A 12,272-nucleotide genomic window follows, 5' to 3' on the forward strand; every position below is an offset into this window, starting at 1 on the left:
GTTCACGAGATATGGCCACACCTTGTATATACCGCGATCGCGCGGATCATGAGCCGATTGCCTTGCAGGCGAACAGGTAGCGCGGGCGCCCTGTCAGATCATCGCCGGTATGGGCGTCGACGAAGCCGCGCCGCCTTGCGTATCGGACGAGGCCGTCGCCTTGGGTGACGTCATGCTCCATGACGAGCGCGCCGCCTTCCCGCAGCAGCTTGTATGCGCGGTCGATGATGCGTTCGGGAATCAGCATGCCGTCCGGCGAACCGCCATACAACGCCAGTTCGGGGTCATGGTCGCGCACTTCCGGCTGTTCGGGAATATCGTTGAGCGGCACATACGGCGGATTGGTGACGACCAGGTCGATGCCGCCGTCCAATTCGCGCAGGGTTTGCGGTGATGTGGCGTCGCCGACGATCAGATGGTAGCGTGAGCGGTCCGGTTCCGTCTGCAATGTGTTGCATCGGTTGAGGTCCGTCCATTGCGCGGTTTCCTGCGACAGTTCAACGGCCCACACTTCACTGTTCGCGACTTCGGTGACGACCGACAATCCGATGGCGCCGCTGCCTGCGCATAGGTCGACCACGCGCGGGCCATGCCGGACCTGCCCGTTTTCGGTACGATCAGGCTGAGGTTGCGAGGACAGCCAATCCAATCCCGCCTGCACCACGGTTTCGGTTTCCGGACGAGGAATGAAAACGCCCGGACCGACCCGAAGATCCAGCCATCGGAACGGCGCGTGGCCCGTTATATGCTGCAGCGGCTCACGCGAGGTGCGACGCGCGATCATATCGTCGAAACGACGCAATGCAGCGGCGATGTCGTCAACCGTATCGTCTTTCGCCATATCACCGGCATCATCTTGTACTGCATCATCAGCGGCATCGCCGACCGCACGGCCGGCATTCGCCGCACCGATCGCGGCGCCCGCCAATGCCGAAACGTCGTCGCGCATCAGCATCGCCTTGTCGATGTCGCGCAATTCGCAGCCGAAGGCCGCGGCAAGCAGCAATTTGGCGTCATGCCGCGGCGTATCGATGCCCGCATCCCGCAATGTCGTCGCGCTGCGGCGCACCAGTTCGGCGACGTCTTGCGTTGCGTCCGACGCGACATCCCGCATGGTATTGTGCGCAGAATATCGTCCGGCGGCGTCTGCTGCGATTTCAGCGGCGGTCATGGCGAACGCGACTACTTCTGGTTGGCGAGACGTTCCGCCTCATCGGCTTGGATATCGGAGTCGATGACGGCCTGCAGGTCGCCGTCGAGCACGGCATCCAGATTGTAGGCCTTGTAGTTCGTGCGATGGTCGACGATGCGGTTCTCCGGGAAATTGTAGGTGCGGATGCGCTCGGAACGGTCCAGCGAACGCACCTGCGAATGACGCATGTCGGCGGCCTCGGCGGCCTCCTGCTCATGCTTCATCGCCAGAAGACGCGACTTCAGCACGCGCAACGCCGCCGCACGATTCTGAATCTGCGACTTCTCATCCTGCATGCTCACGACGATGCCGGTCGGAATATGCGTCATACGCACCGCGGAATACGTGGTGTTCACGGACTGGCCGCCCGGACCGGAGCTCATGAAGATGTCGATCTTCAGATCCTTCGGATCGATTTCGATCTCGTCGTCGTCCTCATCGGCTTCGGGGAATACGATGACGCCCGCAGCGGAGGTCTGGATACGCCCCTGCGATTCGGTGACGGGGATACGCTGCACGCGGTGCACGCCGCCCTCGTATTTCAGCGACGCCCACACGCCGTCTTCCGGAGCGGGCGTGCCCTTGGCGCGGATGGCCAGCTGCACATCCTTGACGCCCCCCAATTCGGTGGTGTTCTCGTTCTGAATGACGGTGGTCCAGCCGCGCTTTTCCGCATAACGCATGTACATGCGCAGCAGGTCGCCGGCGAACAATGCGGCCTCTTCGCCACCGGTGCCGGCCTTGATCTCCATGATGGTGTCGCGCGCATCGTCGGGATCTCGCGGAATCAGCGCGGTACGCAGCTTTTCCGTGACTTCGGGCAGACGGGCTTCAAGACGCTTCGCCTCTTCGGCGAAATCGGGATCTTCGGAAGCCATTTCCTTGGCGGCCTCCAAATCGTCGCACACCTGACGATACGTGTTGTATGCGGAGACGATGGAGCCGAGTTCCGCGTGGCGGCGGCCCAGTTTGCGCATTTTGTCGGGATTGGACGCGACGTCCGGCTCGGCCATCTGTCGCTCGATGCTGGTGTATTCCTCCAATGCCGTCGCGGCTGCGGGGAATTGCTCGTCTGCCATGCTGATGTTCCTTTCCGCTGTCGCGGCAATGTTCGGATGTATTCGATGAATGTCGGGAATATACAAAAACGCCAGTCCCGCGAGGTCTGACGGGGTCGCCGAAGCGACGCCTGCCTTGCGATGGACTGGCGTTGGGAAAGCTACTTAGCCTTCTTGCCGTAGCGCTTCTCGAAGCGGGCCACACGACCACCGGTGTCGAGGATCTTCTGCTTGCCGGTGTAGAACGGATGGCACTGGGAGCACACATCGGCCGTCATGGCTTCACCCTTGTAGGTGGAGCGGGTGACGAAGGTGTTGCCGCAGGAGCAGGTCACTCGAACGGCATGGTAATCAGGATGGATACCCTGCTGCATAATTGTCTCCTAAAGATTCAGGTGACCCGGGTCGCCATGCCCCGATGGCAGGCGTGAACCGGAACTTTCGAAATTGTACTCCCCCATCCGGATTTTCAGACACGCCGAAAGGATTCGGAATCGGAAAAACGCCGCCACCGGCTGGGTGACGACGTTTGAAAATGGTGGGGGCGCACAGGCTTGAACTGTGGACCGGCGGATTATGAGTCCGATGCTCTAACCGACTGAGCTACACCCCCGACCGTCGATATGAAAACCGACGGTCACAGATAATAGCAGATGTTCCGCCGATTCGCCATACACGATGTTGTCATATGGTTTTGCGGAACGCCCGCCCGGAGGCGAGGCGGTCGAGCGCACCGGTTTTGGCGATGGCGACATACAGATGCCAGCTCATCACGCCGGCGATGATGACGCCGCCGAGGATTTCGCAAATCATGTGGATGGTGCCGCGCGGACTGAACAGAGAGACGCCCTGATAGCGGAACAGCAGCAGATAGAAGCCGTATTCGACTGCGGTCAGCGCGCCCGACGCGATCGCCAGCAGCATATTGAAGCGGCGATATCTTGTCAGTGCGAAAGGAATCTCCGCGAACAGTCCCTGCAGTATGGCGGAAACGAAAACGAAGCTGATTGAGAATTGGTTGCCTATCAGCATTTCGGCGGAGGCGCCGACGATATTGACGAATACGCCGGCCCCGGGCTTGCGGATGATCAGCATCGCCAACGTGCCGGAAAAATACCAGACCGCGTGCAGAATGCTGGCAAGGCCGGGCAATATTGCGCCCAAAATCGGCGACAATGACGAATACGCGAAATTGAATCCCCAAAACACCACGCCGCAGGCGACGCCCAAGGCGGCCGCTACGGCGATATCGGCGGGCCGCCAACGCAGTCGCGGCGATTGCAGGGATGAGGGTACGGATGATGTGCGATTGTGTTGGACCATGCGAAGGCTCCCGATATTCATGTGGCCGCGCACTGTGGATGCATGTCGCAGACGTTCCTTGACCTGCGCGGCACGGGCGGGAACGTCACCGGCAACTGTAGCAGCCGCCACGTAGAGGCGGCGTCCCGTGAAGGCGCAGCGGCTCCGATGCGATATCGGGGAACGATTCAGGCAACCGATATGTCAGTGACCGCGTCATCGGTTCCATCATCGATTCCGTCGTCAATCCGGCAAGCGCGCAATCGCATCATCAATCCTGCTGCATGAATCGCAACGGATTGTCCACGAAGCGGCGCAATCCGACCTGCGCGGCACCGAGCAGTGCCGGCCTGTCGTTGACGTCGGAAATCAGCACGCGCACCTGCACGCGCGAGCTGCCCAGCACCTGCGGGCGAGTCATCCGTTCCAGACGGGCCACCAGACCGTCGTCGAAATGCGCCCATAGGCCACCCAAAATCACCGTATCGATGTCGCTGAGATTGACCATGGTCACGATCACCGACGCCATGGCTTCGATGGCGCGATCCACCACCGCGACGACCGTTGCGTCTCCTTGATGCCAGCGTTCGGTCAGTTCGTTCAGGCATTTTCGATTGGCTGCGGCGCTGCCGCTGGCGATTCCCGCGGCTTCGACCATCGCGCGACGGCCCGCGTAGGTCTCCAGGCATCCCCTGCGGCCGCAACGGCATACGGGACCTCGCATCTCAACCGACATATGGCCGATTTCACCGCCGAAACCGTGGTCTCCGACGACGACCTGCCCGTCGCGCACGATCGCACCGCCGATGCCGATATCGGTCGACATATAGATAAACGAATCGGACGGACCGACCAGTCCGTCGTCGAGACGTTGCGATGCGTAGCCTGGAATCTGCGCCAAGGCGGCCATATTCGCTTCGTTGCCGGCCTGGACGTCAAGTCTGCGCACCACGTCGAATTTGGCCAGGTCCAGCTGCTCCCAGCCCAGATTACGCGCCACGATCAGCTGCATGTCGTCGGTGACCAATCCAGGCAACGCCAATGCCGCACCGGTTATCGTATATCCTGCTTCCGTAAGCCGCCGCTCCAGCCGCATCGACATGGCATCGAGCTGGGCGAAGATCTCATCCGCGTCGGCATTCGACATGTCGGCATCGGTCCATTCGCCGTCGGCGATGGACCCGTCCAAATCCAAAGCGATGACGCCGAAGCCATCGGTGTTGATCTGCAGACCGAGACCACACAGGCGGCCTCCCCGTATGCACAGCGGCGTGCTCGGACGACCGTATGCCGGCTGCGCCACCGGCTCGCCCTCGCATAGGATGCCGTCGTCCATCAGCAGCGACACCAGCAGCGACATCGTCGCCTTGGTCAGGCCCGTGCGTTTCGCCAGATCGGCGCGGCTCAGCTGATCGGTGGTGCGCAGCAACGTATCAAGCACTACGGAAAGATTATGGTTGCGCAAATCATCCTGATTGATTCTTCGTAGCGAAGGCATCGCCCATCATCCCCCTACCATTTCGATGCATCATTGCACTGCCGCATCATTCCGTATTTTTCAAAAATCAAGAACAATGCTACACTGAATATCATAGTTCATTCATCTAACTATTGCCGCACGCCACGCCGCTGTGCGTGCGACGGAACATTGCGCGCAAGGAGGCACAATGACAACTCTGGTGGCCGGCATCGATACATCCACCCAATCCTGCAAGGTACGCGTCACCGACGCCGAAACCGGCGAACTGGTGCGCTTCGGACAGGCAAAGCATCCGGACGGCACGTCCATCAATCCCGACTACTGGTGGACCGCATTCCAGGAAGCCGCCGAGCAGGCGGGCGGTCTTGACGACGTCGCGGCCCTCGCGGTCGGCGGCCAGCAGCACGGCATGGTCATTCTCGACAAGCAGGGCCGCGTGATCCGCGATGCGATGCTGTGGAACGACACCAGCTCCGCACCGCAGGCGGCCGCGCTGATCGAAGAGCTCGGCGCCGCACCGGCCCAGGAAGGCGAACCGGAAGACGTCGTCGCACGCGGCAAGCAGCGTTGGGTCAAAGCCGTCGGCTCCTCCCCCGTCGCTTCCTACACGCTCACCAAGCTCAAATGGGTCGCCGACAATGAGCCCGAAAACGCCGCGAAAATCGCCGCGGTCTGCCTGCCGCACGATTGGCTGAGCTGGCGCATCGCCGGCTACGGCCCGGTCGAAGAGGGCGAAGACGCCCATCTGGATGCGCTGTTCACCGATCGTTCCGACGCTTCCGGCACCATCTATTTCGACGCCGCATCCGACGAATACCGTTACGACCTGATCGACATGGCATTGGGCCGCCATGATGTGATCCTGCCGACCGTGCTCGGCCCGCGCGAAGCCGCAGCGGTCAAAGCCTCCCCCGACATCGCCGGCAAGGATATCGAAGGCGGCTGCATCATCGCCCCGGGCGGCGGAGACAACGCAATGGCCTCCCTCGGACTGGGCATGGGCATCGGCGACGTGTCCGTGTCGCTGGGCACCTCCGGCGTTGCGGCGGCCATTTCCGAAAACCCGACCTATGATCCGACCGGTGCCGTCTCCGGATTCGCCGACTGCACCGGCCACTACCTGCCGCTGGCCTGCACCATCAACGGATCGCGCATTCTCGACGCCGGCCGCTCAGCCCTCGGTGTCGACTATGACGAACTCGCGTCCCTGGCATTCGCTTCCGAGCCCGGTGCCGGCGGCATCACGCTGGTCCCGTATTTCGACGGCGAACGCACGCCGAACCGTCCGGACGCGACCGCGTCCCTGACCGGTCTGACCTTGAAGAACACGACCAAGGAGAACCTGGCCCGCGCATTCGTCGAAGGCCTGCTGTGCTCGCAGCGCGACTGCCTCGAACTGATCCGCTCGCTGGGAGCTTCGATCGACCGTATTCTGCTGATCGGCGGCGGTGCGAAATCCGAAGCCATCCGCACGCTGGCACCGGGCATTTTCGGCATGGATGTGACCCGACCGGCCACCGACGAGTATGTGGCCATCGGCGCCGCCCGCCAGGCGGCCTGGGTGCTGTCCGGCGAGGCCGAGCCGCCGGCATGGAAGCTCACCATCGACGGCGTGGAGACCGGAGAGCCGATGCCGGCCGTATATGCGGCCTATGCGAAGGCCCGCGGCTGAGGCCCGCCGGATTTCCGGACCCCAGCGGCCGGTCGGTGATTCGATACCCCCGACGCGTAGCGTCGGAAACATCGCAATACCATGAAAACAGGCGGTGGCGGCTCCCTGGCGCCGGGAGCCGCCACCGCCTTTGCGTATATCCGCAACCGATTCGTTGTTATGCGACGGAGCCGTGCACAAGCATGCCCTGCACCCACACAGCATGAATGTTGGCCGGAGTGGACAGGTTGATGATCTTCTGGAAAACGTCGCGGGGATCTTCGTCGGCATCAAAGACCGGAAGATCGTTGCCGGGGGCGTGTACATCAATCAGCTGGGCGTCCCACACTTCGCCCGGCCGCAGTGCGCCGGCGTTGACATGCAGCGCGCTCGCGCCGCCGACCGTGGCCAGCCAGAACGCCTGGTCAAGCGTTATCATGCTGCCCGGGACACCTCTGCTTGCGGCAGGCATTGCGGGGTTCACGCCGTGCATCAATGCGCGCGAGGAGATGGCGGCCATACGGATCATGGAATAGATGCTCGGATCGTATCCGCCGGAGATGTCGGTGCCGAGGCCGACGGTGACGCCTTGCGAACGATATCGGCGAATCGGGGCGACCGCATCGCCGAAGTAGGCGTTCGACAGCGGGCAGTGTGCGACGGCAGCGCCCCGACGTGCGAACAGGTCGGCATCGGATTCGGAAAGGAACACGCAGTGATGCATGACCGTGCGATCGGTGAGCAGACCGAACGTGTCCAAGGCTTCAGTATCGCTGCGTCCGTATCGACGCATCGCCTCGCCGTGTTCCCAATCGCTTTCCGAGCAATGCGACTGCACGTACGAATGGTATTTCGCGGCAATCTCGCCCAAGCCCTCCAAGGCACGATCGGTGCAGCTGGGCACGAAACGCGGCGTTACCACCGGATGCACGCCTTGAGCGCACCGCACGCCATCGACGTCGTTGACGAACGCTTCGGTGTCGGCAAGCGCTTCGTCGGTGGTTTCGCGATAGTAGTCGGGGCTGGCTTGCGGATCGTCCATGACGACTTTGCCGACGAAGGCGCGCTGGCCTTTGTCGGCGCAGATTTTCGCCAGTCCGACCGCCGATTCGCGGTGGATGGTGTCGAAATACAGCACGCTTGTGGTGCCGCGGGCGAGCAGCGCATCGACGAGATGCGCGTGTGCCCTGTCAGCGAAGGACTTGTCCGCAAAACGCGATTCCGTCGGGAATGTGTATTTGCCCAGCCAGCGTTCCAACGGCTCGTCAAGAGCGGTGCCATCCTGCACCCATTGCGGGGCATGCACATGAAGATCGCTGAACCCCGGCAGCAGATACTGGCCTTCGGCCAGCGAGGTCAGGCGCCCCAGCCGCGCGGCTTCGCCGCGAAGCGCGAAATATCGCGAATCGTCCGGGGTGAAGATGTCGGCGATGATGCCGGAGTCGTCGATGATATACAGGGCCTGCGGTCGGAATTCCACGGTGTTTTCATCCGCGCTGGCGAAGGCCGGGCCCTCGACCGCATGGCTCATACGGGCGGAAATGTCAGTAATCGTGCTCATTCTTCCACTATGCCATATTTCAGGCTTCGACTTCAGCAAAGGCCGGGTCGCAATCCGGCAGTTCGCGAATCACCCGGCACGGGTTTCCGACCGCGATGGAATTGGCCGGGATGTCCTTGACCACTACGGAACCCGCACCGATGATCGAATTGTCTCCGACGGTAACGCCCGGGCAGATGGTGACGTTGGTGCCGAACCATACGTTATCGCCGATGACAACGGGAGCGGTGTGTTCCCAGCCGTCCAATCTCGTTGCGGCATCCAGGGCATGGTTGGGGGTTGCGATGGAGCAGCGCGGACCGATAAGGCAGTTCTTGCCGATGATGACGCGACCGCCTCCGACGATCAGGAAATCCTTGTTGATGAAGGTGTGGTCGCCGATGGCGAGGCCGATGCCGTAGTCCAGATTGATCGGCGGACGGAATTCCACACCTTCTCCGGCTTCCGGAACAAGCTCATGGAACAGTCGCATGGCTTCTTCCTGATTTTCAAAGAAAATCTGATTGATTTTCGTACATGTGGACTGCGCTTCCCAAGTCAGCCCCGGCAAGGATTTCGACTTGCGGTATTGCATGGGTCGCCCTTCGAACAGACGACGGACGTCTTCGTCAGCGTCCAACAATTCCCGAAGATCTGCGGTCATGTTTTCACCTTTCCGATTATTTGAACATCACTTAGTTCACTGCTTAAACCATACCCGTCTCCGGCCATGTTCAATCAGTCGGCATGTAAAGCGCGGAACACATAATCCTTGTATTCCGCCGCATGTAGACGACTGCACACGGACACGTTCGGCTCACGGCCCAACACATTGTTCACATCAACCAGCATCGCGCCATAGCTTGGCCCTTGCGACGTATCGACCTGGCAATAGTAGCGTTTGCAATCGGCGACGCATTGCGGATGCAATGCCGCCGACATCGCAGCGGGATCGGCCATGTCAAGGCATTCATCATGGAAACGCTCGCGATTCAACGCCAGCAAATCCTTATTGCAATCCATCGCGAACCGCCCCAGATCACCGCTTTCGCGGATACGTTCAATATCGGCCTTCGTCAGCATGCAATCACCCAAGCAGGCGTCCCAGCCGACGAATGTGACATCCTGTAATCCGGCTTCCACCACGATTTTCGCTGCTTCCGCATCCTGCCAAATATTGAATTCCGCCACCGGCGACGCATTGCCTCGCCCCAATCCGGCACTGCCCATGATCACGATGCGCCGCGCGCGACGCACCGCCTGCGGATCGACGCGCAACGCCAATGCGATATTGGTCAACGGTCCCAATGCAATAATGTCAATCGACTGATTCTCATGCGAACGCAATGTTTCGATTAATTTGATAACGCCATTGCCATCCGCCGCATGCAAACGACGCGGCTTGAAACCGATATCCCCCATACCATCGCCGCCATGCGTTTCGTACGCGTATGACAGGTCGTTAAGCAGCATGCATTCGCTGCCACGGTATACCGGCGGCTCATACGTGCCCGCGTATTCAATCGTGGTAAGCGTATTCACCGTCGCCTGATCGACATGCACATTGCCTGAAACCGTTGAAAACATGAGGATTTCATAATTCGGGTCGTTCAACGCCATGGCGATGGCCACGGCGTCATCCGATCCACAGTCAGTGTCGATAATCAGTTTTTGGCGGGTCATGCGGTTCCTTTGTTACTATGTTGCATTGAGGTTTTCAATATGAATGCATGAATATCCTACTGTTGCATCCAGGGTTCATCGGCGACCGTCACGTCATGTCCAGTGCGCGACGATGCGCCTTGCCAACAAAGGATTCCACCACTGGTTGTCAACAAAATCGTATAGACCATATCGGCCATCGCCGAAATCCAATGTCGCGACCGTGGATGTGTGAGGCTCCGGTTTGAGATCGGCAATCCATCCGTCAAAGCGCAGCGGGTCAACCATCGGTGCGGTAAACGAACGCGCATTAACGGCAACCGTCTTCAAACCAATATCCATATAGTCGCGCATCAGCGCCACCGCATGATACAGATGCGTCGAAGCGACCTCAACGCAATTCACCTGGCCGAGCGCGCCGGAACGCAACATATTCAGACGGGCGGCGTGCCCTGGCATTCGATAATACTGTTCGCCGACCTGCACCATATCAGCACGATCCGAAAGACGCTGCCATATCGCACGCAATCCATCCAGATCCGGCGCCGGAGGCGTTTCGCAATAGACATGATGGCCGGCATCGACCAAGTCGCAGACCGCCGTCGGGGCTGCCGGCCATGATACCGCAACAGCCACGAAATCCGTTTTATACGAATCCAGCATTGTCAGTCCGAACAGGCCGGCACCTGGTATTCCTGCTGGATGCGCCGCATCGCATCATCATGTTTACCGACGACAAGCGCCACTTTCAATCTGTCCGGTATCGACCGTGCCACACGGCAAAAGAAACGACTCCGCCATCCGTCACCGATGATGGCAATACGATACGGTTCGTTCATATCTCCTCCTTGAAAAAGACCGTGCGTTTCCCGCGGGAAACGCACGGCAACGAATCCGATTCAAGTCAAGCAATGTCGCGAGGCGAGAAAGCCGCGATCGACGATGAATTCACAAAACCGTCGGTATCAGTCAGTACCGGGCCGACGGCGTTCACACGAATGCCCCGCGTTTCTCCGGCAACGGCACGTAAACGCCTTTGCAACTGTCATATCAGCGTTCCTTTCAAATTCCAAAGACGCAAGCCGGCTCAGAAGGTCACGGGAGCGACGCAGTCGGCGAGGATGGCACGGGCGTCATCACGTGTAATCGCACGATAGGAACCGCCGGCGTTGCCGGCATGGTCGGCAAGCCTGTCGAGCACCGCATCAAAGTCCTCACCGTCGGCGGGCACACCGATTTCGGCAAAGGTGCGCGGCGCTCCTACGCGAGCGAGGAAATCGGAATACCGTTCAATGCCTTCCTCGGCAATGACCTGTTCGCTCTTGCCGGTGGCATCAACGCCCCATACGTTCACTGCCCAACGGGCGAAGCGAGCAGTGGATTCAGGGCAGAAACGATACACATACTTCATCCAATGCGGGTGCACGACGGCCAGACCGGCCCCGTGCGCGACGTCATAGTAGGCGCTGATCGCGTGCTCGATGCCATGCGTCACCCAATCCTCTTCCTTGCCGCGGGAGATCAGACGGTTCAACGCCAACGTGGAATCCCACATCGCGTTGCTGCGCGCGCGATAATCCTTCGGATCACGCTGGCAGTCTCGCCACGAGCGCAGGATATGGCGCTGGATGGCTTCGGCCATTTCGTCGGACAGGTTGTCGTCGCTGGGCAGCGACAGATACTGTTCGCAGGTGTGACAGAACATGTCGACGAAACCGTATGTGGTTTGAACATCCGGCAGCGTCATCAGATAGCTGGGATCAAGTACGGAGAATTTCGGCGTCAGCGGGAAGGACGTGTAGCCGAGTTTGCGATGGCGCTCCCAATTGGTCAGTACCGCGGCGTCGCCCATTTCGGAGCCGGTGGCTGCGGTGGTCAATACGACGCCCAACGGCAACAGATGTTCCGGCGCGGGCTTGCCGGTTTCGATATAGTCGTCCCAGACGTCCTCGTCTTCGCCGATGCCGCTGGCGAGACAGATGAACTTGGCGCAGTCGATTGCCGAGCCGCCGCCGACCGCAAGTACCAGGCCCACATGATGGCGGCGCACCAATTCCACGCCTTCCAGCACTTTGTCAAGGCGCGGGTTGGGCGTGACGCCACGCAATTCCACGACTCTGCTGCCGGCTTCGGACAATGCAGACATCACATCGTCGTAGGCGCCGTTGCGTTTGATCGACCCACCGCCGTACACCATCAGCACGGCACCGTCATATTTGCGGGCCTCCTGTGCGATGTTCGCAGCCTGTCCTTTGCCGAAATAGATTTTCACAGGATTGTGGAAAATGAAATTGCGCATGACGTTCCTTTCACCAAATGCTTTCTCAGGATGTACAGCCGACGATGGGCGACCTGTCTGTTTGCCGGCGAACCATTATGCGGCAGGG

The 12,272-nt window shown here is 60.3% G+C and carries 12 protein-coding genes and 1 tRNA gene; 1 reads left to right on the forward strand and 12 read right to left on the reverse strand.

The features are described 5' to 3' along the window. Positions 1 to 46: 46 nt before the first annotated feature. The 6 genes from prmC to AC1AX7_RS07870 form a co-directional block, all read right to left on the reverse strand. The gene (gene prmC, locus AC1AX7_RS07845) at positions 47 to 1,114 is read right to left on the reverse strand and encodes a peptide chain release factor N(5)-glutamine methyltransferase (protein WP_476509597.1); all 1,068 of its coding nucleotides are present in this window, start codon (positions 1,112 to 1,114) and stop codon (positions 47 to 49) included. 68 nt (positions 1,115 to 1,182) lie between these two features. After that, a complete protein-coding gene (gene prfA / locus AC1AX7_RS07850; RefSeq protein ID WP_476509535.1) occupies positions 1,183 to 2,271 on the reverse strand; it encodes a peptide chain release factor 1 in 1,089 nt (362 codons plus the stop codon). Positions 2,272 to 2,411: 140 nt separating this feature from the next. Further along, positions 2,412 to 2,624 (reverse strand): 50S ribosomal protein L31, encoded by a 213-nt coding sequence (rpmE, locus tag AC1AX7_RS07855; protein ID WP_476509536.1) that lies wholly within the window; start codon positions 2,622 to 2,624, stop codon positions 2,412 to 2,414. A 162-nt stretch (positions 2,625 to 2,786) separates the two neighbouring features. Further along, positions 2,787 to 2,863, reverse strand: a tRNA-Ile gene (locus AC1AX7_RS07860). Positions 2,864 to 2,934: 71 nt separating this feature from the next. Further along, positions 2,935 to 3,573 (reverse strand): ECF transporter S component, encoded by a 639-nt coding sequence (locus AC1AX7_RS07865; RefSeq protein WP_476509537.1) that lies wholly within the window; start codon positions 3,571 to 3,573, stop codon positions 2,935 to 2,937. 250 nt (positions 3,574 to 3,823) lie between these two features. Next, positions 3,824 to 5,050, reverse strand: coding sequence for an ROK family protein (locus AC1AX7_RS07870; protein ID WP_476509538.1), 1,227 nt, complete (start codon positions 5,048 to 5,050; stop codon positions 3,824 to 3,826). A gap of 169 nt (positions 5,051 to 5,219) precedes the next feature. On the opposite strand from AC1AX7_RS07870, the gene AC1AX7_RS07875 reads away from it, so the two are divergent. Beyond that, positions 5,220 to 6,704, forward strand: coding sequence for a xylulokinase (locus tag AC1AX7_RS07875; RefSeq protein WP_476509539.1), 1,485 nt, complete (start codon positions 5,220 to 5,222; stop codon positions 6,702 to 6,704). A 157-nt stretch (positions 6,705 to 6,861) separates the two neighbouring features. Here the strand turns inward: AC1AX7_RS07875 and guaD are convergent, their stop codons facing one another. The 6 genes from guaD to AC1AX7_RS07905 all read right to left on the reverse strand — a co-directional run bounded on the left by guaD (position 6,862) and on the right by AC1AX7_RS07905 (position 12,184). Next, positions 6,862 to 8,244 (reverse strand): guanine deaminase, encoded by a 1,383-nt coding sequence (guaD, locus tag AC1AX7_RS07880; RefSeq protein WP_476509540.1) that lies wholly within the window; start codon positions 8,242 to 8,244, stop codon positions 6,862 to 6,864. 19 nt (positions 8,245 to 8,263) lie between these two features. Then, the gene (locus AC1AX7_RS07885; RefSeq protein ID WP_476509541.1) at positions 8,264 to 8,887 is read right to left on the reverse strand and encodes a sugar O-acetyltransferase; all 624 of its coding nucleotides are present in this window, start codon (positions 8,885 to 8,887) and stop codon (positions 8,264 to 8,266) included. 74 nt (positions 8,888 to 8,961) lie between these two features. Beyond that, complete coding sequence (locus tag AC1AX7_RS07890) at positions 8,962 to 9,906, reverse strand: nucleoside hydrolase (RefSeq protein WP_476509542.1); 945 nt, start codon at positions 9,904 to 9,906, stop codon at positions 8,962 to 8,964. Positions 9,907 to 9,999: 93 nt separating this feature from the next. Next, positions 10,000 to 10,548, reverse strand: a complete 549-nt coding sequence (locus AC1AX7_RS07895) for a Gfo/Idh/MocA family oxidoreductase (protein ID WP_476509543.1) — start codon at positions 10,546 to 10,548, stop codon at positions 10,000 to 10,002. A 2-nt stretch (positions 10,549 to 10,550) separates the two neighbouring features. After that, positions 10,551 to 10,724: a hypothetical protein gene (locus AC1AX7_RS07900; RefSeq protein ID WP_476509544.1), complete on the reverse strand. Its 174-nt coding sequence runs from the start codon at positions 10,722 to 10,724 to the stop codon at positions 10,551 to 10,553. A 248-nt stretch (positions 10,725 to 10,972) separates the two neighbouring features. After that, positions 10,973 to 12,184, reverse strand: a complete 1,212-nt coding sequence (locus AC1AX7_RS07905) for an iron-containing alcohol dehydrogenase (protein WP_476509545.1) — start codon at positions 12,182 to 12,184, stop codon at positions 10,973 to 10,975. Positions 12,185 to 12,272 lie beyond the last annotated feature (88 nt).

This window comes from Bifidobacterium sp. LH_449 (assembly GCF_056356755.1).

Bases quoted from the DNA above. Each gene is read 5' to 3' on its own strand.
- rpmE (WP_476509536.1), bottom strand. From the start codon at position 2,624: ATGCAGCAGGGTATCCATCCTGATTACCATGCCGTTCGAGTGACCTGC.
- prfA (WP_476509535.1), bottom strand. From the start codon at position 2,271: ATGGCAGACGAGCAATTCCCCGCAGCCGCGACGGCATTGGAGGAATAC.
- AC1AX7_RS07895 (WP_476509543.1), bottom strand. From the start codon at position 10,548: ATGCTGGATTCGTATAAAACGGATTTCGTGGCTGTTGCGGTATCATGG.
- prmC (WP_476509597.1), bottom strand. From the start codon at position 1,114: ATGCGGGATGTCGCGTCGGACGCAACGCAAGACGTCGCCGAACTGGTG.
- AC1AX7_RS07900 (WP_476509544.1), bottom strand. From the start codon at position 10,724: ATGAACGAACCGTATCGTATTGCCATCATCGGTGACGGATGGCGGAGT.
- AC1AX7_RS07875 (WP_476509539.1), top strand. From the start codon at position 5,220: ATGACAACTCTGGTGGCCGGCATCGATACATCCACCCAATCCTGCAAG.
- AC1AX7_RS07865 (WP_476509537.1), bottom strand. From the start codon at position 3,573: ATGGTCCAACACAATCGCACATCATCCGTACCCTCATCCCTGCAATCG.
- AC1AX7_RS07905 (WP_476509545.1), bottom strand. From the start codon at position 12,184: ATGCGCAATTTCATTTTCCACAATCCTGTGAAAATCTATTTCGGCAAA.
- AC1AX7_RS07885 (WP_476509541.1), bottom strand. From the start codon at position 8,887: ATGACCGCAGATCTTCGGGAATTGTTGGACGCTGACGAAGACGTCCGT.
- AC1AX7_RS07870 (WP_476509538.1), bottom strand. From the start codon at position 5,050: ATGCCTTCGCTACGAAGAATCAATCAGGATGATTTGCGCAACCATAAT.
- AC1AX7_RS07890 (WP_476509542.1), bottom strand. From the start codon at position 9,906: ATGACCCGCCAAAAACTGATTATCGACACTGACTGTGGATCGGATGAC.
- guaD (WP_476509540.1), bottom strand. From the start codon at position 8,244: ATGAGCACGATTACTGACATTTCCGCCCGTATGAGCCATGCGGTCGAG.